The organism is Corynebacterium marinum DSM 44953, from assembly GCF_000835165.1.
In the GTDB taxonomy this organism is placed as follows: domain Bacteria; phylum Actinomycetota; class Actinomycetes; order Mycobacteriales; family Mycobacteriaceae; genus Corynebacterium; species Corynebacterium marinum.
Window position 1 is genome coordinate 1,904,975 of sequence record NZ_CP007790.1, and the last position, 23,244, is coordinate 1,928,218.

Annotated in this window: 19 protein-coding genes; 8 read left to right on the plus strand and 11 right to left on the minus strand. The window is 69.2% G+C overall.

Annotated elements, in window-relative coordinates; genetic code table 11:
* Window positions 1–66: 66 nt before the first annotated feature.
* From B840_RS09035 to B840_RS09050, 4 genes are all read right to left on the minus strand, one after another.
* Window positions 67–996 carry an AbiEi antitoxin N-terminal domain-containing protein gene (locus B840_RS09035; RefSeq protein ID WP_084602931.1) on the minus strand — a complete coding sequence of 310 codons (930 nt, stop codon included), beginning with the start codon at window positions 994–996 and terminating at the stop codon, window positions 67–69.
* A 65-nt stretch (window positions 997–1,061) separates the two neighbouring features.
* Window positions 1,062–2,186, minus strand: coding sequence for a radical SAM family heme chaperone HemW (gene hemW, locus B840_RS09040; protein ID WP_042621875.1), 1,125 nt, complete (start codon window positions 2,184–2,186; stop codon window positions 1,062–1,064).
* Window positions 2,187–2,196: 10 nt separating this feature from the next.
* Window positions 2,197–2,871: a hypothetical protein gene (locus B840_RS09045; protein ID WP_042621876.1), complete on the minus strand. Its 675-nt coding sequence runs from the start codon at window positions 2,869–2,871 to the stop codon at window positions 2,197–2,199.
* 88 nt (window positions 2,872–2,959) lie between these two features.
* A complete protein-coding gene (locus B840_RS09050) occupies window positions 2,960–4,789 on the minus strand; it encodes an AMP-dependent synthetase/ligase (RefSeq protein ID WP_042621877.1) in 1,830 nt (609 codons plus the stop codon).
* 142 nt (window positions 4,790–4,931) lie between these two features.
* Here B840_RS09050 and malQ point away from each other — a divergent pair, with 142 nt between their 5' ends.
* Window positions 4,932–7,070 carry a 4-alpha-glucanotransferase gene (malQ, locus tag B840_RS09055; RefSeq protein ID WP_042621878.1) on the plus strand — a complete coding sequence of 713 codons (2,139 nt, stop codon included), beginning with the start codon at window positions 4,932–4,934 and terminating at the stop codon, window positions 7,068–7,070.
* Between the two features lie 160 nt (window positions 7,071–7,230).
* Here malQ and B840_RS13525 read toward each other — a convergent pair whose 3' ends face one another.
* Genes B840_RS13525 through B840_RS09065 form a run of 3 tightly spaced genes read right to left on the minus strand, consistent with a single transcriptional unit; the run spans window position 7,231 to window position 9,635 of the window.
* The gene (locus tag B840_RS13525; protein ID WP_042621879.1) at window positions 7,231–7,371 is read right to left on the minus strand and encodes a hypothetical protein; all 141 of its coding nucleotides are present in this window, start codon (window positions 7,369–7,371) and stop codon (window positions 7,231–7,233) included.
* A gap of 45 nt (window positions 7,372–7,416) precedes the next feature.
* Complete coding sequence (locus B840_RS13530; protein WP_156971885.1) at window positions 7,417–7,590, minus strand: hypothetical protein; 174 nt, start codon at window positions 7,588–7,590, stop codon at window positions 7,417–7,419.
* Window positions 7,587–9,635 carry a M3 family metallopeptidase gene (locus B840_RS09065; RefSeq protein WP_188656958.1) on the minus strand — a complete coding sequence of 683 codons (2,049 nt, stop codon included), beginning with the start codon at window positions 9,633–9,635 and terminating at the stop codon, window positions 7,587–7,589. Before B840_RS09065 ends, B840_RS13530 begins: the two co-directional genes overlap by 4 nt.
* Here B840_RS09065 and B840_RS09070 point away from each other — a divergent pair.
* Together B840_RS09070 and B840_RS09075 are read left to right on the plus strand one after the other, a co-directional pair.
* Entirely contained in the window at window positions 9,634–10,935 is a 1,302-nt protein-coding gene (locus B840_RS09070; protein ID WP_042622671.1) for a carboxylesterase family protein, read from the plus strand. The genes B840_RS09065 and B840_RS09070 overlap by 2 nt on opposite strands.
* A 12-nt stretch (window positions 10,936–10,947) precedes the next feature.
* Window positions 10,948–12,153, plus strand: coding sequence for a hypothetical protein (locus B840_RS09075; RefSeq protein ID WP_042621881.1), 1,206 nt, complete (start codon window positions 10,948–10,950; stop codon window positions 12,151–12,153).
* Between the two features lie 6 nt (window positions 12,154–12,159).
* On the opposite strand, the gene idi is transcribed toward B840_RS09075, so the two are convergent.
* The 4 genes from idi to B840_RS09095 form a co-directional block, all read right to left on the minus strand.
* Window positions 12,160–12,717, minus strand: a complete 558-nt coding sequence (idi, locus tag B840_RS09080; protein ID WP_042621882.1) for an isopentenyl-diphosphate Delta-isomerase — start codon at window positions 12,715–12,717, stop codon at window positions 12,160–12,162.
* Window positions 12,718–12,747: 30 nt separating this feature from the next.
* Window positions 12,748–14,355: a hypothetical protein gene (locus B840_RS09085; RefSeq protein WP_156971886.1), complete on the minus strand. Its 1,608-nt coding sequence runs from the start codon at window positions 14,353–14,355 to the stop codon at window positions 12,748–12,750.
* An 88-nt stretch (window positions 14,356–14,443) separates the two neighbouring features.
* Entirely contained in the window at window positions 14,444–15,046 is a 603-nt protein-coding gene (locus tag B840_RS13175; RefSeq protein WP_084602934.1) for a DUF3558 domain-containing protein, read from the minus strand.
* 113 nt (window positions 15,047–15,159) lie between these two features.
* Window positions 15,160–15,690 (minus strand): hypothetical protein, encoded by a 531-nt coding sequence (locus B840_RS09095; RefSeq protein WP_052491154.1) that lies wholly within the window; start codon window positions 15,688–15,690, stop codon window positions 15,160–15,162.
* A 207-nt stretch (window positions 15,691–15,897) separates the two neighbouring features.
* On the opposite strand from B840_RS09095, the gene B840_RS09100 reads away from it, so the two are divergent.
* The 5 genes from B840_RS09100 to B840_RS09120 all read left to right on the plus strand — a co-directional run bounded on the left by B840_RS09100 (window position 15,898) and on the right by B840_RS09120 (window position 23,143).
* On the plus strand, window positions 15,898–17,781 hold the full coding sequence (locus tag B840_RS09100) for an ABC transporter ATP-binding protein (RefSeq protein WP_042621884.1): 1,884 nt from the start codon (window positions 15,898–15,900) through the stop codon (window positions 17,779–17,781).
* 10 nt (window positions 17,782–17,791) lie between these two features.
* Window positions 17,792–18,931 (plus strand): MalY/PatB family protein, encoded by a 1,140-nt coding sequence (locus B840_RS09105; protein WP_042622674.1) that lies wholly within the window; start codon window positions 17,792–17,794, stop codon window positions 18,929–18,931.
* A 168-nt stretch (window positions 18,932–19,099) separates the two neighbouring features.
* The gene (gene treS, locus B840_RS09110; protein WP_042622675.1) at window positions 19,100–20,902 is read left to right on the plus strand and encodes a maltose alpha-D-glucosyltransferase; all 1,803 of its coding nucleotides are present in this window, start codon (window positions 19,100–19,102) and stop codon (window positions 20,900–20,902) included.
* A gap of 2 nt (window positions 20,903–20,904) precedes the next feature.
* A complete protein-coding gene (locus tag B840_RS09115) occupies window positions 20,905–22,059 on the plus strand; it encodes a maltokinase N-terminal cap-like domain-containing protein (protein ID WP_042621885.1) in 1,155 nt (384 codons plus the stop codon).
* Between the two features lie 58 nt (window positions 22,060–22,117).
* Window positions 22,118–23,143, plus strand: coding sequence for an LLM class flavin-dependent oxidoreductase (locus B840_RS09120; RefSeq protein WP_042622676.1), 1,026 nt, complete (start codon window positions 22,118–22,120; stop codon window positions 23,141–23,143).
* Window positions 23,144–23,244 lie beyond the last annotated feature (101 nt).

Genomic DNA, 23,244 nt, shown 5'->3' on the forward strand with positions numbered 1-23,244 from the left:
ACTCACCTCCCTCGGTTGCTAGTTCTGACAGTGTAACCCCGTTTACCCCCGCTGCCATACCCCGGCTCAGTCCGGCTGCTCATACATGCGGTGCCAATGCCAGACCGGGCCACAGGGCTGCGCCCGACCGCGGATCACCGCCTCGATCTGTGCCACGACCTCATTCAGATGCATGTCAATGCAGGAATCCGAGTACGTCAGATGCGTGTATCCCCTGATCACGGCGTCGTTGGCCTTCCAGTAGTCCCGGACCATCACCCCACGGCCCCTGTGGTACTCGTACCCGTTCATCTCCACTATGACCTTCGACTTCTCGTGTACCCCGTCCCGCCGGTAATCTCCCACCTTCTTGTTCTGCTCCATCACGATCCCCTGCGCCCGCAGCGCCCGGAACAGCACCCGCTCCGTATCCGAGTCCCCGCCCACTGCTGCTTTATCCACCAGGACGCGCATGCCGGCCGGAACCCGTTCATAGGCGGCCAGGGCCTTCTTCAACCGGTCACGCCCGTCCCTGCCCTCGTACTCGCCCTCCAGGTACGTCACCGCCTCCAACTGCCTGTTCCTCGGCATGTCCATCGCCGTGCGCAACGGGTCGGCGATCCGGATCCCGTCCAGGAGTTCCGTGGTGCCCGACCGCCCCCGGATCAACCGGAGGTACCCGCTCCCCCGCCGGGACCGGTCCCGTGCCACCAGCGCGGTCGCCGGCACGTAGATGGACCGGTTCCTGCGGAGCTCCCAGGCCGTCCGTCCCGTGAACACGAGGTGCGGCCGTGCGCGCTGGAGTGCCCTGAGCAGGAGCTCACCTTCAGGACGACGGGTCGTGTACACGCCCCGATCCACGCGGTGCAGCTTCCCCTCCCGGATCAGTTTCTGGATCTTCTTCGCGTGCACGCCCCGGGCGCGCAGGTCTGCCGTGGTGAGTATCTCCCCCATGTGAACCCCTTTCCACCACAGTTGGACTGCCGGAGGGGGTGCAAGGTTCCCGCGGGGCGGCATTTCGTACCCCCGCAAGGACCCGCCCGCACCCGCGACGAGGACTTAAGGGGGTACGAACCGGAAGGTCAGGCCTCCTCGGCGACGAGGATGTCGGTGATGATGCCGTCGGCGAGCAGCCGGCCGGCGTCGGTGAGCGCGATCCGGTCGCCGACGTGCCGCAGGAGGCCGCCCGCGACATGCTTCTCGACGACCGCGTGGCCCTCCGGCGCGATCCAGCCCGCCGGGATGCCGTCGCGCAGGCGCAGGCCGAGCATGAGTTTCTCGGTGTGGCGATCGGCGTCGCTGAGCAGCTCCTCCCCGGCGATCGGCAGCTCGCCGGCGGCCAGGACGGAGGCGTAGCGGGCGGGGTGTTTGACGTTGTGGAAGCGGCGGTTGCCCAGGTGGGAGTGGGCGCCGGGGCCGGCCCCCCACCAGTCGCCGTCGCGCCAGTAGATCTCGTTGTGGCGGCACTCGCCGCCGGGCCTGGCCCAGTTGGAGACCTCGTACCAGTCGAAGCCGGACTCCTCGAGGCGGGAGGAGATGATCTCGTAGCGGTCGGCGTAGACGTCCTCGTCGGGTGCGGGCAGTTCGCCGCGGCGGACCTTGCGGGCCATGGCGGTGCCGTCCTCGACGATGAGCGAGTAGGCGGAGACGTGGTCGACGTCCGCGGAGAGGACGGCGTCGAGGGTGCGGCGGACGTCGTCGTCAGTCTCGGTGGGCGTGCCGTAGATCATGTCCAGGTTGACGTGGTCGAAGCCAGCGGCACGGGCCTCGCGTGCGGCGTCGACGGCGCGGCCGGGGGTGTGGGTGCGGTCGAGGACGCGCAGCACCGAGGACGAGGCGGACTGCATCCCGAGGGAGACGCGGGTGAAGCCGGCCTCCAGCAGCCCGGAGAAGAACTCCGGCGAGACGGACTCGGGGTTGGATTCGGTGGTGACCTCGGCGCCGGGGGCCAGGCCGAAGGAGTCGCGGACCATGTCGAGCACGCGGGTCAGGCCGGCGGCACCGAGCAGGGAGGGGGTGCCGCCGCCGATGAAGACGGTGTCGGCGGGGCGGCCCTGGGGCGCGGCGAGAGCGAGCTCGCGGCCCAGGGCATCCAGGTAGGAGGCGGGCGAGGCGGAGGTGCCGAGCTCGCCGGGGGTGTAGGTGTTGAAGTCGCAGTAGCCGCAACGGGTGGAACAGAAAGGAACGTGGACGTAGACGCCGAACATCTACGCCACGTTAGCTGGCCGCACCCCGCTGGGCACGTTTGGCGGAGACGCGGGCGACGACGGCGTCGATACGCGCACGCTCGGCGAGGAACTCCGGGGTGTGGTTTCCGCGCATCCCGCGGGCGTAGGAGGGGTGGGCGTCGGCGACGGTGTGCAGCCAGCCTTCGACGGTCGCGTTGACGTGCGTGCCCACGCGGGCGTAAAGGTGCGGGAGGCTGACGGCGTCGAGGTTGCCGGCGACGAGCTTGGTCTGGTCGAGGACCCAGGCGACCAGTTCCCCGAGGTGCTCGACGACGAGTTCGGTGCGGGCGTTCAGCGCCTCGGAAAGGCCGGTGACGTTGACCGGGGAGGTGAGGGGGAAGAGCTCGTCGAGGGAGGGGGCGTCGAGAAGCTCGGGTTCGATGAGCTTCGCGCCGGCCGCAGCGGTGGCGGAGAGAATCCCCGCGCGGACGCCGCTGGTCAGCGCCTGACGCAGGCCGAGCAACTCGCCGACGATCTGGCGGGAGTCCCGGCGGGCGTCGGAGAGGATCTCCTCGAACTCGGCGAGGCAGTCGTGCGTGAGTTCGGAATCCCAGTCGCGGACCGCCTCGAGGAGGTGCTCGATGTACTCGGCGACCTCGTCGCCGATGTTGTAGATCTCCTGGGTGAGCTCGCGGTGGCGAAGCTCGGCGGCGATCTTCTGCATCGTGGGCTACCCCCTATCCGTCGACGTTGTTGGCATGACTTTAAGCCACGCGCACCGGCGGGCCGGGCAGACTCGCCGGGGGACGCTGTCAGCGCTTGTACAGGTGGTTGATAGCGTCCGCATAGCGCTGGGCGACGACATTGCGCTTGACCTTCATCGTCGGGGTGAGTTCGTTCTCCTCCTCGGTGAGATCCCGGTCGAGGATGAAGAACTTCTTGATGCCCTCCGTCTGGGAGACGGTGGCGTTGACGGTGTTCACGGCGTCCTGGATCTCGGCGCGCAGGGCGGGGTCGGTGGCCAGCTCCGCGACGGACTTGTTCTCCGGGATGTTGTGGTTGAGCTTCCAGCGCAGCAGCGCGTCCTCGTCGAGGGTGACCAGCAGGCCGACGAAGGGTTTGCCGTCGCCGACGATCATCGCCTGGGAGATCAGGGGGTGGGCGCGCAGCGAATCCTCCATGGGGCCGGGCGAGATGTTCTTGCCGCCGGCGGTGACGATGAGGTCCTTCTTGCGGCCCGTGATGACCAGGTGCCCGGTGTCGAGGAGTTCACCGAGGTCGCCGGTGTTGTACCAGCCGTCCTCCATGGACTCGGCGGTGGCCGCCTCGTTGTTCCAGTAGCCGTCGAAGAGGATGGGGCCCTTGACCAGGATCTCACCGGCGTCGTTGATGCGGACGGTCACGCCGCCCATCGGGCGTCCGACGGTGCCGATCTTCTGGTCCTCGAAGTCCACGGCGGCGGCCGCGGCGGTCTCGGTGAGCCCGTAGCCCTCGTAGATGGGGATGCCGATGCCGCGGAAGAAGTGCAGCAGGTCGTGGCTCATGGCGGAGCCGCCGGTGATGCAGTACTTCACCGAGTCGCCGACCGCGGCGCGGATCTTGGAGTAGACGAGCTTGTCGTAGAGCTTCCGCTTCGCGACGAGCGCCCGCGACGGCCCCTCCGGAGCGTCCAGCGCGCGGGAGTACTCCACGGCGGTCTTCTCCGCCCGCGCGAAGATCCTGGCCTTGAGCGGACCGCCGTCGGCGGCGTTGCTCGCGGCGGAGTTGCGCACCTTCTCGAAGACGCGCGGCACACCGAGAATGAGGTTCGGGCGGGAGCGGGCGAACTCCACGGACAGGGTGGAGAAGTCCGACCAGTGGTTCTGCGTCGCGCCGCCGACGACCAGGGCGAGGGACACGGCGCGGGCCAGGACGTGCGCGAGCGGCAGGAAGGTCAGCGCCCGGGTGCCCGGGTGGGCGATGCCGCCGACCGGGTGGGAGAGGATGGCGCGGACCTCGGCCAGCCAGTTGCGGTGGGTCAGCCGGCAACCCTTCGGTCGGCCGGTGGTGCCGGAGGTGTAGACAAGGGAGGCCAGGGAGTCGGTGTCGGTGCCGGCGATGCGGGCGTCGACCTCCGCCGGGTCGATCTCCCGCCCCTCGAACTTGAGGGTGGCGATCGCCGAGGAGTTGATCTCCAGGACCCTCCGCAGCTGCGAGGGGGAACCCTGCAGCCCCGGGGTGCCGTCCTCCCGCAGGACGAGGTGCGAGATGAGCTCCGTGTGGTCGCGGGTCTCGGTGACCGCCAGCACCGCACCGGAGTCCTCGATGATCCACTGCATCTGCGACAGCGACGACGAGGGGTACACCGGGACGCTCACCGCGCCGGCGGCCCAGATGGCGAAGTCGAGCAGGGACCACTCGTAGCGGGTCGCGGAGATCAACGCCACCCGGTCGCCGGGCTGCACGCCGGAGGCGATCAGGCCGCGAGCCACGTCGTAGACCTCCGCGACGAACTCCTCGGACGTGACGCTGACCCACTCGTAATTGGCGGGGCGCGTGAACATCACGCCGTGCGGGTAGCGCCGCGCGGTGTCGATCATGGCGGTCAGGCACGTCTCGCCGGGGGCGATGTCGTATTCGGCGGGGCTGTGGAACTCCTGCACGGTGGGTGCGTCCTCTCGCGTCGGGGCGTGGTGTTGCGTTTCTCACAACGCTACCCCTGGGAACCCGGTTTATGGGGCGGAGGTTTCTGCCACGCGCGGGGAGTACCAGCGAAACACTCACCGGGGTGGCAGGATGTCCGGTGTGACTAACCAGGACGTGCTGAGAGAACTCGCGGACGCCCACGGCGTCGCCACGCGCTACACCGCCAGCGACGGCGAGGAGATCATCGTCACCGAGGACACGCTGCTGACAACGCTGCGCGCCCTCGGCGTGACGCTTTCCGACGCCCCCGACGCCGAAGAACTCGCCGCCGTGCTCGCCGCGCACCGCGAGGCAGAGTCGGTCCGGCCGCTGCCGGCGAGCGTGGTGGCGGTGTCCGGCGACGCCCGGACCTTCAACGTCCACGTGCACCACGGCGCACCCGCCGACGTGCGCATCATCCTCGAGGACGGCTCCACCCGCGAGGCCCGCCAGGAGGAGAACTGGAACCCGCCGGTCACCGTCGACGGCCAGGAGTGGGGCGAGGCGACCTTCCGCCTCCCGGACGACCTTCCCCTGGGCTGGCACACCATCGAGCTGCACTCCGGCGAGACCCGCCACGAATGCGCCCTGATCATCACCCCGGACCGCCTGTCCACCACCGACGTGTTCGTCAACGAGCCGGCCACCGGCGTCATGGCGCAGATGTACTCCGTGCGCTCGCGTAACTCCTGGGGCATCGGCGACTTCCACGACATGGGCCTGCTCGCCGAGGTGCTGGCCAAGGAAGCCGGCGCCGACTTCCTCCTGGTCAACCCCATGCACGCCGCGGAGCCCTTCCCCCCGGCCGAGGACTCGCCCTACCTGCCGACCACCCGCCGCTTCATCAACCCCATCTACCTGCGCATCGAGGACATCCCCGAGCTGTCCCAGCTGGACGAGGCGACGCGTGCCGACGTCCTCGAGCTCGGCGAGGAGCTCAGCGAGATCAACCGCACCAGCGGCTACATCGAGCGCAACCCCATCTACCAGGCGAAACTCGACGTCCTGCACGAGATGCACAGTCGCGGCCGCACCCCCGAGCGGGAGGCCGAGTTCCGCGCCTACATCGAGCGCGAGGGCCAGGGCCTCGTCGACTTCGCCGCCTGGTGCGCCCAGCGCGAGATCGAGCAGATCCACGCCCCCCGCGCCCACGCGATCATCCCGCCGATCAACGACCTGATCAACTTCTACATGTGGCTGCAGTTCCTCTGCGACGAGCAGCTCGCCGCCGCCCAGGCCCGCGCCACCGCCGCCGGCATGAAGATCGGCATCATGGCAGACCTCGCGGTCGGCGTCCACCCCGGCGGCGCCGACGCCCACAACCTCGAACCCTGGCTCGCCCCCGACGTGTCCGTGGGCGCCCCGCCGGACAACTACAACCAGCAGGGCCAGGACTGGTCCCAGCCGCCGTGGCACCCGGCCCGCCTGGCGGAGGCCGGCTACCGCCCCTGGCGCAACCTCCTCTCGACCGTGCTGCGCCACTCCGGCGGCATCCGCGTCGACCACATCCTCGGCCTGTTCCGGCTCTTCGTCATGCCCCGCATGCAGCACCCGAGCACCGGCACCTACGTGCGTTTCGACCACGAGGCACTCGTCGGCATCCTCGCCCTGGAGGCCGAACGCGCCGGCGCCGTCGTCGTCGGCGAGGACCTGGGCACCTTCGAATCCTGGGTCCAGGACGTCCTGGCCGCCAAAGGCGTGATGGGCACCTCGATCCTGTGGTTCGAGGGCTCCCCCACCGTCGAAGGCCCGCGCCTGCAGAACGAGTACCGTCAGCTGGCCCTGAGCTCCGTGACCACCCACGACCTCCCCCCGACCGCGGCCTTCCTCGCCGGCGAGCACATCACGCTGCGCGAACGGCTGGGTCTGTTCACCCGGGACGTCGCGGTGGAGGACGCCGAGGACCTGGAATGGCAGGCCGAGGTTCTCGACCGCATCCGCGAAACCGGCTGCTTCGAGGGCACCGAACTCGCCGACACCCGGTTCGAGGGCCTGGCCCGCGACGAGCGCGGCGACACCCACGAACTCATGGTGGGCATCCACCGCTTCATCGCCGGCACCCCCTCCGCGTTGAACTGCATCTCGCTGGTGGACATGGTCGGCGACGTCCGCTCCCAGAACCAGCCCGGCACCAACAGCGACCAGTACCCCAACTGGTGCGTCCCGCTCTGCGACGGGGAGGGCAACCCCGTCCTCATCGAGGACCTGGCCGACGTGGAGCTGTTCCACCGCATCGCGGAGGCCAGCAAGCGCGGGTAGGCGGGCAGCTCCCCTGCCCCTGAGTTACACCCCGCGAGGAGGACCACGCGAGGACCCCCGGTGACGGCGCAGACCCCGCGAGGAGTGCCGCTCACGGGCTCCTCGCGGGGTCGTCCTCGCAGGGTCCTCCTCGCGGAGTCCGTGCCAGCCGGGCAGCCGCTCAGATCATGCTGATCAGCCAGGCCACCACCACGATGGCCAGCAGGATCCACAGCGACTGGGTGACACGCGACTGCGGGTACTTCCGTTTGGCCTTGGGCAGCTTCTGGTCCTGCTTGCGCAGTTCCTCGGGGTTGGCCATGTGGCACGCTCCTGGTTCGGGTGAATCGACGACTGGGAAGTCAGCTTAGTCGTCGGTGCGGTCGGCACCGGCTGTGGCCTGCCAGGTGCGCTCGGTGACGAGGAAGAGGGCGTCGATAAGCCGGACGAGGGCGACCGCCGCGACGAGGGCCAACGGCACTGCGATGGCCATCACCAGGGGCACCTGGAGCCACAGGGGCGCGGTGAGGATCACGTTCATGACGTGCCCAGCGCCACGCCCGCGAGGCCGCGGCGGCGCAGCAGCGGGGCGACGTCCTTGTCGCGGCCGCGCAGGGCCCGGAAGGCGTCGGCGTAGTCGAGGGAGGCCCCGCGGGAGAGGATGTGGCTGCGGAACTGCTCGCCCGCCTCCCGCAGATCGGGGGCCTGGGCGAACCAGTCGAAGCCGTCGGCGTCGAGGGCCTCCGCCCACAGGTAGGAGTAGTAGCCGGCGGAGTAGCCGCCGCCGAAGATGTGGTTGAAGTAGGTGGAGCGGTAGCGGGGGGCGAGCTCGTCGACGATGAGGCCGGCTTCCTCGAGGGCATCCTGCTCGAAGCGTTCGATGTCCGATACCGCGGCCGCCTGCTCCGGGGTCAGGGAGTGCCAGGCGAGGTCGATGATCGCGGCGGCGAGGTACTCGGAGGTGGCGAAGCCCTGGCCGAACTGGCGGGAGGCGGTGACGGCGTCGAGAAGTGAGGCCGGGATGGTCTCCCCCGTGTCGACGTGGCGGGCGTAGTTGCGCACGACCGAGGGGTCGAAGGCCCAGTTCTCGTTGATCTGGGAGGGGAATTCCACCCAGTCGCGGGGGACGTTGGTGCCGGCCAGGGTGGGGTAACGCACGTCGGAGAGCAGGCCGTGGAGGGCGTGGCCGAACTCGTGGAAGAGGGTGGTCACCTGGTCGACGGTCAGCAGCGGCTGGGAGCCGTCGACGGGGTGGGTGATGCTCATGACGTTGACCACCACCGGGCGGGTGCCCAGCAGGCGGGACTGGCGGACGAAGGAGGTCATCCACGCGCCGCCGCGCTTGGAGGGCCGCGCCCGGTAGTCGGTGAGCAGCAGTCCGAGGCCTTCGCCGTCGGTGTCGAGCACCTCCCAGACGTCCACGCCCTCGGCGTAGCCGTGCAGGTCCCCGCGGGGGATGACGGTGATGCCGTAGAGGAGGTGGGCGGCGTGGAAGACGCCGTCGACGAGCACGCGGTCGAGCGGGAAGTACTTCGACAGCTCCTCCTCGTCGAGGGAGTAGTCGCGCTCGCGGACCTTCGCCTGCCAGTAGGGCCAGTCGGCGGCCGCGAGGTCCTCGCCGGCGAGTTCGCCGGCCAGTTTGCGTTCGGCGTCGGCGTTGGCGGCGGCGGCCGGCGCGAGGTCGAAGAGCAGGGAGCGGGCTGCTCCGGCGGTGCCGGCGGTCTCCTCGGCGATGACGTAGTCGGCGTGGGTGCCGTAGCCCAGGAGCCGGGCGCGCTCGGCACGCAGGCGCACCTGTTCCATCAGGTTGGCGCGGTTGGATTCGACGCCGCGGCGCTGGGAGGCCTCGTAGAGGGCGGCCCGCGCCTCGGGGTTGGTCAGGACCAGCTGGTCCGACTGGACGGTGGGAAGTTCGACGGGGATCAGCCACCCCTCCTTACCCGCTTCCTCCGCGGCGGCCTTCGCGGAGGCGATGCGGGAATCGGACAATCCGGCCAACGCAGCGGGGTCGTCGAAAAGCACGGCGAGCTCCCGGGTGTCGGCGAGCAGGCTGCGGCCGAACTGCTCCGAGAGGGTGCTCAGGCGCTGGTTGATCTCGGCGAGGCGGGCCTTGCCGGCGGCGTCCAGGTCGGCGCCGCGGCGGGTGAAACGGCGCAGCAGCAGCTCGTGGAGGCGGGCGGATTCGGCGTCGTCGGGCACGGGGACGTCGAGAAGCCGCTGGTAGAGCGCCCCGTACTGGTAGATGGCGTCCGAATGCGCGGACAGGCGCGGCACGATCTCCGAGATCGCGGCGTCCATCTCCTCGGTGGAGTCGGTGCCCTGCAGGTTGAACAGCCAGGCGGTGACGCGGTCGAGCGCCGCACCGGAGGACTCGAGGGCCTCGACGGTGTCCTCCCACGTCGGGGCCCCGGGGCGGGCGGTGATGGCGGCGATCTCGGCCCGCTGCTCCGCCAGGGCGACGTCGACGGCCTCGACGGCGTGCTCGAGGCGGATCGCCCGGAAGTCGGGCAGCTGGTACGGCAGGGGAGAGGGGGCGAGCAAGGGGTTCGAGGTCATGCCTGTCGATGGTAGTAGCGTGGACGCCATGACTGACCACGAGCGGGTGACCGTCACCTGCGCCGCAGGAAAAATCACGGGCCGCAGCGACGGGGAGATCGCCCGTTTCCACTCGATCCCCTACTCCGTCATCCCCGGCCCCTTCGAGGATGCGCGGCGCCTCCCGCGCGAACAGCTTTCGCTTATCGACGCCACCGTCCACCGCCCCGACACCGTCGCCCTGTCGGTCGTCGCCCCGGCGGGCGCCAGGGAGCTGGCGGACCTGCCGGTGGTGGTCTACATCCACGGCGGGCGTTTCGAGTACGGCACCCACGGCGACCGCCGGGCCGACGGCGCCCCGAACGCCCGCGACGGCATCGTCACCGTGCACGTCGGATACCGCGTGAAGCTCGAGGGCTTCGCCCGCTTCCACGACGACGAACCGAACCACTACCGCGGCATCGACGACTGCCAGCTCGGCCTGGAATGGGTGCAGCGCAACATCGAGGCCTTCGGCGGCGACCCCACCAACGTCACCCTCGTCGGCCAGTCCGCCGGCGCGACCGTCGCGCTGTGGCTCGCCCGCCGGGACCATTACCGCGGCGCTTTCCGGCGCATCATCGCCATGTCGCCGTGCTTCCCCCGGCAGAGCTTCGAGCAGCGCAAGGGATCGCTGCGGATGGTGCTGGGCAAACCGGTGACGCGGGTGTCCCTGAGCAGGTTGGCGGCGGAGAAGCCCGAGGTCCTGGCCCGCGCCTACGACCGGTTCCGCACCATCCACGGCCTCGACATGGCGCTGGGGCCGGCCGGATTCGACGGCGCCGAACTCACCGAGCTGCCGATCCTGCTCACCTCCACCCGCGACGAGCACTACGACATGCCCGCCGGCCGGGCCGTCGACGCGAAAGGGCTCGGCCCGGCGATGGTCCGGCTCCTCGCCCGCCGCATGGGGGTGCGCGGATCGGTGGCGTCGTACCTGCGTTCGGTCCTGGAGCTGGATCCGGAGCGCCCGATGGGCCGCCTCATCGGGGATTCCGCGAACCGGCGCTGGGTCTCCCAGGCCGCCGAGGAGGCGCCGGGGCCGGTGTGGCTGGCGGAGTTCGTCGCCGGCCCGCGCCCGGCCCTGCACTGCGCGGAGATCCCCCACCTCTTCGGGTTGGCCCCGGAGGCGCAAACGGATGCCGGCCGTGAGCTATTTGTGGGATTCGTCCGCGGAAACGCCCCCGACTGGGCCGCGCACGATCCGGCAACCGGGCGAAAGACCCAAGTACTCAACATCGCAAACAATGACGTAATCTTGATGGAAGATACGCTGAAAATGGTCCGGGAGGCATTCTCGCCCGCCCGATGAAAGGACCGCATAGTGGAGAGTCCAGAGGAACCGCCCTCGACAGGGCAGCCCGGGCCGGAGCAGGCCCGGCCGCGGGACGGATCCCCGGATCCCGCCGAACTCACCGTGGTCGTCTCCACCCCCGTTCCGGGCGGCAGCCACGTCCTCATGACCTCGGGCCGGCCGGGCGACGAATCTCTGCACCAGTTCTTCTTCGACGACACGGGGATGCGGCCCCTGGACGGCCTCGCCGAGAAATTCGGGGCGGCGCTGGCACAGGGCAGGACCCTGGGCGCCGGCACCCTCCTGGGCACGGTACTGACCGGGCTGAGCTGCCGGGCGGGGATAGAAACCGCAGACCACATCGAGATGAGCCTCGTCGACGAGGACGGCACCGAACGCTACCGCTTCAGCAGCTACCGCCGGGTCTGGCCGACCAACGCCTCCGACCTGGAGATGCTCAGCAACCTCATCGGGCCACACGCCCCCGAACTCGTGGGACGCATCGAGGTGGAGGTCCACGGCCGGCACTACATCCTGGGCACCTGCCGCCGGACCCCCTCCGGCCCCACCGGCCACGACCTGACCGCCGCGCGCATCGCGGCCCAGTACTTCTCCCACGAGGACTCAGTTGAGGTCGGGCAGACCATCCGTTACGTCCACGACGCCCTCCTCCTGGCGTTCCCCCACCGGTGGGTGCCCGCCGAGGTCATCGGCCGGCACCTGGAGGAACGCCTCGACGGTTTCCTGCCCCGGATTCCCGGCCTGGCCGCCCACGCCCCCTGGATCCGCGAGAGCTACCGCAGCATCACCGGCGAGATGCTCGTCCAACGCATCCACGGCAACCTCACGGCCACATGCATCTGGCACCAGAAAAACCGCTGCATCGTCGGCGGCTGGCAGGGTGATGTCCGGCTCCGCCACCGGGAACATACCTCCATGAGATCCCCGCTCCACGACCTGGCCACTCTGCAGAGCTCCATCTTCTCGGCCTGCAATTACGAACTCTCCTGGTTCACCAAGACGATGAGCTCCTTCTTCGAAGGCTACGGCGAACCCACACCCACGCACGCCATATGTCTTTTCATCCTGGACACCGCGTGCCAGGAGACCCTCGACCTCCCCGGTGCCCCCGACCACGGCGGCAGGAACCTCGGGGACTTCCTCACCTGGTTCCGGGAGACCTTCGTGCCCCACTTCGCAGAGATGCCGCTCTCCACGTTCCACCGCCGGGCGTAGCCGCGGCTAGCTCCCGAGGAGTGCGTCCCGCAGGCGCTGCTCCGCCAGCTCCTCCACCAGCCAGGGGCTGAAGGCGAAGGGGGTGGCGTCGACCGCCGCGATCACGGCGGCCGGGTCCGCCCACACCAGGGAGTCGATCTCCTCCGCCACCGGGGCAGGCTGCCCGCCGCGGTTCAACCGGGCGACGTAGACGGGGCAGAACTCGTTTTCCACGATGCCGCTGGAATCCACCGCACGGTAGCGGAACTCCGGCAGCACCGCGACGATGTCGGTGACATCGCCCTCCGCGAAACCGAGTTCCTCGACGCTGCGCCGGAGGACCGCCTTCTCGTTGCTCTCCCCCGGGCCGGGATGCCCGCAGAAACTGTTGGTCCACACACCCGGCCACGCCTTCTTGCCCAGCGCCCGGCGGGTCAGCAGCAGCCGACCCTCCTCATCGAGCAGATAACAGGAGAAGGCGAAATGCAGCGGAGTGTCCCGGGTGTGGATCGTGGCCTTCGGCGCGGTACCGATGGCCTGCCCCTGCTCGTCGGCCAGGACCACCAGTTCAACGTCGTGATTCATGCCCCAAACCCTACCTGGAATGCACCGTGCTCAGCCCCGGGCCCACGCCCCGATCACACCCGGCACCACCGGCTTGCTCTCACCGAGCAGCGCCGCCACGTTGTCGTCCTCCTCGACCGCCGACGTCACCGTCCGCACCTTCGCAGGCTTCGACTGCCCCTGCCCCGCCATCGGCGCACCCATCATCGGCATCATCCCGCGGCCAGCCGGCGCGCCCGTGCTTCTCGACGCCGCCCCCTGCCCCGCCCCCGCTGTCATCGGCACCCCGGCCGGCTGCCGCGCTACTCCCCCGGCACCAGCCCCGTTGCCCGCCACCGCCGAACCCGCAGTGCCCGCAATGCCCGACGCACGGCCGCCGCCTGGGCCGCTGCCCGCGCCCCACCCGTTGGCGATCCCGCCGACCCTGCCCGACCGGGCACCGGCCGCCGCCGCACCACCACCCGGCGCGCCAGCCGGCGGGGTCCCGGAACCGAAGGACAACGGACCCCGCGCGGCACCGGCTGCTGTGGTGACGGCATTGCCGATGTTGCCCAGCCCGCCCACGGGCACCGGCCCGCCCAGGACCTGGCCGGTGCCGGCAGCGGAGGCTCCGCCCGCACCGAGCGGCGCCGCCCCCATCGATCCGACCCCCGGAGGGGCAGTCAACGTCCCCGCCGAAGCCGCCGCTGTGCCCAGCTCCCCCGCCTGCACGATTTCCCCGCCGTGTACTCCGGCCAGGCTGTCGACGCCGGCCTGCACCGTCCCGAAGTCGCCCGCGCCCATCGCCCGCTGCACCGATGTCAGTGCGTCCAGGGCCGCCCCCGGTGCCCGGTGTCCGCTGGCGTCGTGCTTCGAACCCTTGCCCGCCACGTCGTCCATCCCCAGGGCGATGGCCCCGCCGCCATCCGCCGCCGGATCCATCACCATGAGATTGCGGATCGGCGGGATACCCGTCGCCACCGACGGCATGTACATCGCCGGGAAGGACTGCAGGAAGGACTGTTCCGCAGCCATCCGCTGCACCGGGTCCACAATCGCGGCCAGCGCGGTGCGGGTGAAGTTCACCTTCAGGGCACCGTCCTGTTTGATCGCCGAGAGCCGCTCCACCGAGGAGCCCATGATCCGCGAGTTCTGCGCGAAGGTGTCTCCGGCGCGGGCGACCTGCGCGATCTTGTCGATCGCCGCCTCGATCACCTCTCCCCTGTTGCTCCCCGCCAGATCCTGCGCCACCGCATCCAGACTCTGCGCGATAGCCGCGGTTTCCGCAGACAAGGAATGCCACAGCCTGGAGGCTGCGACGCACTCCGCGATTCTGGTCGCCGAGAAATCCGCCGACAGCTGTTCGATCGACAACGCGGGCAGCACCATCGGCGGCATGAAGCTGAAGTTCTCGAACCTGGGCCGCGGGCGCGACGGGAAACTCACCCCGTCCGCGCCGACACTTCCCCCTTCATCAGCGAGGTCCATCCCCCGCGCCACGAAAGCATTCTGCCCGGTCAGCGCCTGATAGCTCGCAGCCAGCGCCCCGCTCAGCCACTCCACCTGCTCCGCGTAGGACTGAAGCACCGTGATCGCGGAACCCGCCCCGCCGTTGATGACGCCGCCGTGGCCCCCGCCGAGTTGGTCCAGGCCCGAGACGCCGGAGAAGCTGCCGTTCAAACTCGTCAGGCTCGCTTCGTAGACTGCATTGCGGGCATTTGCACCGATTGACTGTAGCTTCTCGACTCCCCCGAGAATAGAACTATGGTCAATGAGAATCTCCACTGTCTTCCCCCAAAAGTTGATGGATCATTTCTAGCTTTTGCACGGCCTGAGAGCAGAGACTCTCGCGGCCTTGTGTCGAAAGAGTTTCCATGTAATGAACGACGAAGCGTCCTCGAGTGGTGTGTACTGCAGCGCTGCATTCATCTGGCGCTCCGGTCCCCATGTGATGGAGATAGACATCCGGAACAGCAGATTCAGCGGCGGGCGAAATAAAGAGCTTCCTCTCCAAAATGCGGCTTCTTGGAATTTTGTCACCTGCTAGCGCGAAGAAGCCACGGATTTCTGGATCAAGTGATTCGAAAGAGCAACTCTCCGACTTCCCCTGATCACTGAATGGCGTCCCGACAGGCTCCCCCAAGCCAGCGGCCGCGCGGACCTCCGGCGGGATCTCGGTGCACGGGTTGAAGACCTCGAAGTCGCCCTCGGGGTCGAAGTCCCCCAGCTCGAGTGGTTGCGCCGCGGGCTCGACGGGGACGGAGGTCGCCGACGAGGGGGACGACGTGACGTCGATAAGCGGGGCGGCCGGTGAGCAGGCGGTGAGCGCCAGCGCCGCGAGGACGATGGACAGGAGTCGGCGGGCGGGCATGGGGTCCCCTCGTGTGGTGGTCGAGGGTGCGGGGAATCTCCGCACCCGACACACTTAGACTCCGGAAAGCGCCCGCCGGTTCCCGGGACCGCGAATTTTCTTCGGGCGGGGTGTCAGTAGTTGAGGTTGCCCTCGAAGATGACGTTGCCCACGCGCAGTTCCGCGTCCCAGAGGTTGCCGGGGCTAACCTCGAAGGCGTACTGGATGTTCGCGGAGGCGCCCGCCCCGAGCGGGAGGTCCAGGCCCAGGGACCGTTCGGTCTCGTCGTCGGCGATGGGGGTGGCGTCGACCATGGTGCCGCCGCCGGAGTTGTAGGTCAGCTTCGGCTCGGGAAGGTCGTCGGGCGAGAGGGGTTCGTCGTTGAGGTTGCGCACCAGGACGGTGACCACGCTGCCGCTGTACTGTCCGGAACGCACACCCTGGTAGCTCCACTCGACGTTGAGCCCGGGGTCGGTGGTGGCGCCGCGCAGACGATCCGCCACCTTCGGCTCGACCTGGCGCGCTTCAGCCACGGGAGTCTCCGAGGTGGTGACCTCGATGGACTCCGCTACGCTCTGCCCGTCACCGTCGCTGCCGCAGGCGGTGACCAGCAGCGCAGTGGCGAGGATTAGGGTGGAGCTGATGCCCGGGCGGTATCGTCTCACGGTGCCTCCGTTGTGTTCCGGCCTAGGATGTCACGGGAAATGTCCCCGACTATCCCACAGTCTAACCAGCGCCCGAGGCCGTGAGCGCAGATCTCCGCATGTCGGCGCGTTGATCTTTCACCGCGGCCCCCACCCGGGGCCGCACCTTCGCCGGCCGGCGACCTCCGTCGCGGCCGGACAACTCAAGAACACGGAAAGTCCCCCACGTTGAACTCTCTAGCACGTATCCTCCGGAGCGCCTCCGCCCTGTGGCCGTACTACCTCGGCGTGGTGCTCATCTCCACGGCCGCCGCCGCACTCGGGCTGGTCTCGCCCTTCATCCTGCGCGAGGCCACCAACACGATCGTGGCCACCCTGCAGGGCGACAACACCGTCGCCGACGTGACCACCACCCTGCTGCTGCTGGCGGTCGGCCTGCTGGTCGCCGACCTGGCGAACACCGTCATGCACAACATCGGCGGCTACATCGGCGACGTCATGGCCATGCGGATGCGGCAGATCCTGTCGACCCGCTACTACGCGAAGCTGCTGGCGCTGCCGCAGCGGTATTTCGACAACCAGGTCACCGGAACCGTCATCGCCCGGCTGGACCGTTCCATCACCTCGATCACGCAGTTCCTGCAGTCCTTCTCCAACAGCTTCTTCCCCATGCTGATCCAGGTGGTCGCGGTCCTGGCGATCACCGCCTGGTACTACTGGCCGTTGACGGTCCTGCTGGCCCTGCTCTTCCCCATCTACATGTGGCTGACCACGCTGACCTCAAAGCGCTGGCAGAAGCTGGAGGGGCAGAAGAACGAGCAGATCGACGTGGCCAACGGCCGTTTCGCCGAGGTCATCGGCCAGGTGAAGGTGGTCAAGTCCTTCGTCTCCGAGGTGCGCGAACTCAACGACTTCGGCACACGCTACGGCCGGACGGTGGAGATCACCCGGCCGCAGTCCCGCTGGTGGCACACGATGGACACCGCCCGCGGCGCGGCGCTCAACGTCATCTTCTTCGGCATCTACCTGGTGCTGTTCTTCCGCACCATCAACGGCTATTTCACGCTCGGCGACATGGTCATGCTCATCCAGCTGGTGAACATGGCCAAGCAGCCGGTGTTCATGATGAGCTGGATCGTCGACGCCGCGCAGCGCGCCATCGCCGGATCGAAGGACTACTTCAAGGTCATGGAGGAGGAGTTCGAGCCCACCGCCAACGCCGGGCTCGTGGCCGCCACCGAGGCCTCCGGCGTACCGGTGCTCGACCTCACCCCGACCTCGCCGGTCGTCCCGGTCCCGGGCTCCCCGGTCATCGAGTTCGACGGCGTGTCCTTTGAGTACCTCCCCGGCGAACCTGTCATCCGCGACGTCACTTTCCAGGCGGCGGAGGGCGAGACCATCGCCCTGGTCGGCGAGTCCGGCGGAGGCAAGTCCACCCTGGTCAACCTGCTGCTCGGCCTGTACCGCGTGTCCGACGGTCACCTGCGGGTGTGCGGCCGCGACGTCACCGACCTGTCCGCCGCGGAGTTGCGCGCCAGCGTGGGCGTGGTGTTCCAGGAGGCGTCGCTGTTCTCCGGCACCATCCGCGAGAACATCGCCTACGGCCGCCCCGACGCCACCGACGAGGAGGTGTTCGAGGTCGCCCGCCGCGCCAACGCGCACGACTTCATCGTCCGCTTCCCCCAGGGTTACGACACCGTCATCGGCGAGCGAGGGCTGCGCCTGTCGGGCGGCCAGAAGCAGCGCGTCGCCGTCGCGCGCGCCATGCTCAAAGACGCGCCGGTGCTGCTTCTCGACGAAGCCACCTCCGCCCTCGACACCAAGTCCGAGCGCGCTGTCCAGGCGGGCCTGGACGAGCTGATGAAGAACCGCACGACGGTGATCATCGCGCACCGGCTGTCGACGATCGCGGGCGTCGACAAGATCATCACCCTGCACGAGGGCGTCGTCGACGAGATCGGCTCCCCCGACGAGCTCGCCGCCTCCGGGGGCATCTACGCGGAACTCCTCCAGCTCACCGCATCCTCCTCGGCGGCCGACCGGGCGCGCCTGAAGAGGTACGGGTTCGTCGTCGACGGTGCCGGGGAGCAGGAGGAGTCCGAACAGGACTAACGTGGTCGCCATGCAGTTTCCCACCCTCGATCAGCTCAAAGACCGCCGCACCCGTAAATGGACCGTCTACGGGGACGACGTCCTGCCCCTGTGGATCGCGGAAAGCGACTTCTTCACCTGCGCCCCCGTGAAGCAGGCGATCATGGACGCCATCGAGCGCGAGTCCTTCGGCTACACCCCCGCCACCTCCGACCTGCCCGAGGCGTTGGCCGACTTCTACGGCGAGCGCTACGGCTGGCGGCCCGACCCACAGATGGTGGTCGCGGTGCCGGATGTGGTCCGCGGCCTCGCGCTGGCCATCGAACACATGACCCGCCCCGACTCGGCGGTGGTCGTGCCGGTGCCCGCGTACCCGCCCTTCCTGGAGCTGCCGGAGACCGTGCGCCGCGAGCTCGTGCCCGTCGACGCCTACGGGGGCATCGACCTCGGCGACGTCGAGAAGGCTTTCGCCGCTGGCGCCGGCTCCATCCTCCTGTGCTCGCCGAACAACCCCCTGGGCTACACGCTCTCCCGCGAGTACCTGGTCGAGCTGTGCGACCTGGCCGAGCGTTACGACGCCCGCGTCCTCGTCGACGAGATCCACGCCCCCCTCGTCTTCGACGGGCAGCACGTCGTGGCCGCGGGCGTCAGCGACGCCGCCGCCCGGGTGTGCATCACCGTCACCGCCACCTCCAAGGCGTGGAACATCGCCGGCCTGAAGTGCGCGCAGATGTTCTTCACCAACCCGGAGGACCTGGACGTGTGGAACCGGATGACCGGCGTGGCCAAGGACGGCGTCTCCACCCTCGGCATCTGGGCCGCCATCGCCTGCTACCGCGAGGGCGGGGACTTCCTCGACCGGCAGGTCGACTACCTGCGCGCCAACCGCGACTGGCTGGTCGCCGAGCTGCCCGAGCGCGTGCCCGGCCTGAAGGTGAGCAACCCGGAGGCCACCTACCTGATGTGGCTGGACTTCTCCGGCACCGCCATCGGGCACCTCGAGCGCCCCGCCATCTGGCTGCGCGAGAACGCCAAGGTGGCCTTCAACGACGGGCTGCACTTCGGCCCCGGCGGCCTGCACCACGCCCGGTTGAACTTCGGCACCTCCCGGGAGATCCTCGAGGAGGCCTGCGACCGCCTGGAGAAGGCCTTCACGGGTGTGGCGGGCTGAGAAGCGCGGGATCGCCCTCCGCTGTCCTGCGGCGCCCTGCACCGTCCCGGTCAATTCCCTACCCTGGGATCCATGACCGATGACCGACACGACGATCCGACCATCGACACTCTTCCCGGCGAGGGTGCCTCAGATTCGACGACCGGCCCCCAGGGCCCCGGCCTGTCCATGGGCCCGTTGGACACCCTCCCCGAGCCGGAGCCGCTCCACTACCAGCCGCCGGACCTGCCCCGCGAGCGCCCGCAGACCGACGCCGAGGGCTACATCCTCGAGCACGAGTCCACGGAGTACCCCGTCCCCACCCCGGCTCCCGGCGAAGCCCCCTGGGAACGTCCCGAACCGGAGTGGTACAAGACGGCCGTCTTCTACGAGGTCCTGGTGCGCGCCTTCTACGACCCGGAGGGCCGCGGCGCCGGCACCTTCCGCGGCCTGACGGAGAAGCTCGACTACCTGGAGTGGCTGGGGATCGACTGCCTGTGGCTGCCGCCCTTCTACGATTCACCGCTGAAGGACGGCGGCTACGACATCCGCAACTTCCGCGAGGTGCTGCCGGAGTTCGGCACCGTGGGGGACTTCGTCGAGCTCATGGACCAGGCCCACAAGCGCGGCATCCGCGTCATTTCCGACCTGGTGATGAACCACACCTCCGACCAGCACATCTGGTTCCAGGAGTCCCGCCGTGACCCGGAGGGGCCCTACGGCGACTTCTACGTGTGGAGCGACGACGACACCAAGTACTCCGACGCCCGCATCATCTTCATCGACACCGAGGAATCCAACTGGACCTGGGACCCGGTGCGCAAGCAGTTCTACTGGCACCGCTTCTTCAGCCACCAGCCCGACCTCAACTACGACCACCCGCCGGTACGCGCCGCGATGCTCGACGTCATGCGCTTCTGGCTCGATCTCGGCCTGGACGGCTTCCGCCTGGACGCCGTGCCCTACCTCTACGAGCGGGAGGGCACCAACTGCGAGAACCTCGCCGAGACGCACGAGTTCCTCAAGCAGGTCCGCGGCGTGATCGAGGACGAGTACCCGGGGCGCGTCCTGCTGGCCGAGGCGAACCAGATGCCCGAGGACGTGGTCGAGTACTTCGGCGAGTCCGAGGTCGGCGACGAGTGCCACATGGCCTTCCATTTCCCCGTCATGCCGCGCATCTTCATGGGCGTGCACAAGCAGTCGCGCACGCCGATCTCCGAGATCCTGGTGGACACCCCGGAGATCCCGTCGTCCGCACAGTGGGGCATCTTCCTGCGCAACCACGACGAGCTGACCCTCGAGATGGTCACCGACGAGGAACGCGCCTACATGTACAAGCACTTCGCCCGCGACCCGCGGATGCGCGCGAACGTGGGCATCCGCCGCCGCCTCGCGCCGCTGGTGGGCAGCGACCGCAACAAGCTGGAGCTGCTCCACGGGCTGCTGCTCTCCCTGCCGGGTTCCCCGGTGTTGTACTACGGCGACGAGATCGGCATGGGCGACAACATCTGGCTCTACGACCGCGACGGCGTGCGCACCCCGATGCAGTGGTCCAACGACCGCAACGGCGGTTTCTCGAAGGCGGACCCGGAGCGCCTCTACCTGCCGGCGATCCAGAACGACCAGTACGGCTACCAGACGATCAACGTGGAGAACCAGATGAAGCGGGACAACTCCCTGCTCCAGTGGATCCGCAGCCAGATTCATGTGCGCCAGCAGTACAAGGCGTTCGGCTTGGGCACGTACCGCGAGATCGACTCGGAGAACGAGACCGTGCTGACGTTCCTGCGCGCGTACCGCCACGAGACGGTCCTGTGCGTGAACAACCTCTCGGACCGCCCGCAGGCGGTGTCGCTGGACCTCTCCGAGTTCGTCGGGACCGTCCCCCGCGAGCTCTCGGGCGGCGAGCCCTTCCCGGAGATCCGCAAATACCCGTGGGTGGTCATGCTTCCCCCGCACGGCTACTACTGGTTCGACCTGTCCGGGGAGTGATCATGGATCTGGCACGCATGCTTCTCGACGCCCGCTTCTATGGCGCGAAATCCGACCCCATCGAGGACGTGGAGATCGTCCGGGAGGTCTCCGTCGACGACTCGGACGAGGCCCGCCTGCTCATCCTCCGCGTCGCCCACGGCGGCAGACACTCGCTCTACCAGGTGCTTGTTGACGCCACCGGCGACGACATCCTCGCCACCTCCCCGGAGCTCTACCTCGGGGCGGTGGCGGGGGGCGTCGGCACGCGGCACGGCGAGGACCTGCCCACCGGCGCCGCGCGGGCGGTCGGGGGCGAGCAGTCCAACACCTCGCTCATCGTCGGCGACCGCATGCTCAAGGTGTTCCGCCGGCTGGAGGCGGGCGAGAACCCGGACGTGGAGCTGCTCTCCCGCATCCCGGACTGCCCCAACGTCGCCCCGGTGCGCGGCTGGGTGACCGCGGAGATCGACGGCACCGACCACACCCTGGCAATGGTGCAGGACTTCGTCCCCGACGCCGACGACGGATGGCGCTTCGCCCTCGGTTTCTCCGCCCTCGACGCCCCCTTCGGCGCGGAAGCCTCCCTGCTGGGCGAGGCGACCCGCGCGGTCCACGAGGCGTTGGCGCAGGCCCTGCCGACGGAGTCAGTGGGTCTCAGCGAGCTGGCGGCGAAGCTGACCAGGCAGCTCGACGAACTGGTCGAACGCGCCCCCGTCCTGGCGGAGTACGCGGACGACGCCCGGGCCGTCTATGCGGCGTTGGACGGCGGGGACACCCGCGTCCAGCGCGTCCACGGCGACCTGCACCTGGGCCAGGTGCTGCGCACCCCGGACACGTACATCCTCATCGACTTCGAGGGTGAACCCGCCCGCCCCCTGGCCGACCGCAGGATGCCTGATTCCCCGCTGCGCGACGTCGCCGGGATCCTGCGCTCCCTCGACTACGCCGCGCACTTCCCCGCCCACTCCGGCGGCGCGGGCTCCGAGGATCCGGCGTCCTGGGCGCAGGCGGCCGCGGAGGCCTTCCTCGAGGGCTACGGGATCGCCCCCGGTCCCCTGCTGGACGCGTACGTGCTGGACAAGGCCCTCTACGAGGTCGTCTACGAATCCGACAACCGCCCCGAATGGGTGGACATCCCCCTGGCGGCAGTGCGCCGCATCCTGGGGCGCGAATAGTCGGGTCTTCCGTAGGGTGGGGGTCACCGACAACCCCCACCCGAAAGGTGACCTGACCTTGAGTGCCCCGAAGCCCCCGCTCTCCCTCATCGATTTCTGCCACATCTACCCGGGTGAAACAGCGCGCGAGTCCATGGCCCGCTCCGTGACCCTGGCGCAGCGGGCGGAGGAGCTCGGGTACTCGCGCATCTGGTACTCCGAGCACCACAACATGAAGCACATCGCCTCCTCCGCCCCGGCGGTGCTCATCGCCCACATCGGCGCGAAGACCGAGAAGATCCGCCTGGGCTCGGGCGGCGTCATGTTGCCCAACCACTCCCCCTACGTGGTGGCGGAGCAGTTCGGCACCCTCGGGGAGCTCTACCCCGACCGCATCGATCTCGGCCTGGGCCGCGCCCCCGGCACGGACATGAACACCCTCGGGCGGGCGCTGCGCCGCGACGCCAACGCCGCCGACCACTTCCCGCAGGACGTCATGGAGCTCGAGGGGTACCTGGCCGGCCGCTCCCGCATCCCGGGTGTGGAAGCCATCCCCGGCGCCGGCACCAACGTCCCGCTCTACGTCCTGGGTTCCTCGCTGTACGGCGCGACCCTGGCCGCCCAGCTGGGCCTGCCGTATTCCTTCGCCTCGCACTTCGCGCCCACCCACCTGGAGCACGCCGTGTCGACCTACCGGGAGAACTTCCAGCCCTCCGAGAAGCTCGCCGAGCCCTACGTCATCGCCGCCGTCAACGTCACCGCCGCCGACACCCACGAGGACGCGGTGCGCCAGCTCCAGGGGGTCTACCGCGAGCGGGTGCGTTCCATGGCCGGGCGCGGCCGTTTCCTCACCGACGAGCAGCTCGACGGGATCATCGAGTCCCACCACGGGCGCCAGATCATCGACATGCTCCGCTACACCGCCGTGGGCACCCGGGACCAGATCAGCGGCTACCTGGAGGACTTCACCAGGACCGCCCAGGCCGACGAGCTGATGATCTCCCTGCAGGCCACCTCCCAGGAGGAGGCGATGCGCGGCATGGACATCCTCGCCGAGGCGTGGGAGCTGGATCCGGCGCACACCGCCGGGGCGCCGGGGGCATAGGGGGCTGGGGGCGCTCGCATGTAGGTCTCCCCACGTATCTCGCCGGATGGTGGCGGTGCCGGGGCACCTCCACCCGCGGGATACGTGGGGAGACCTAACGC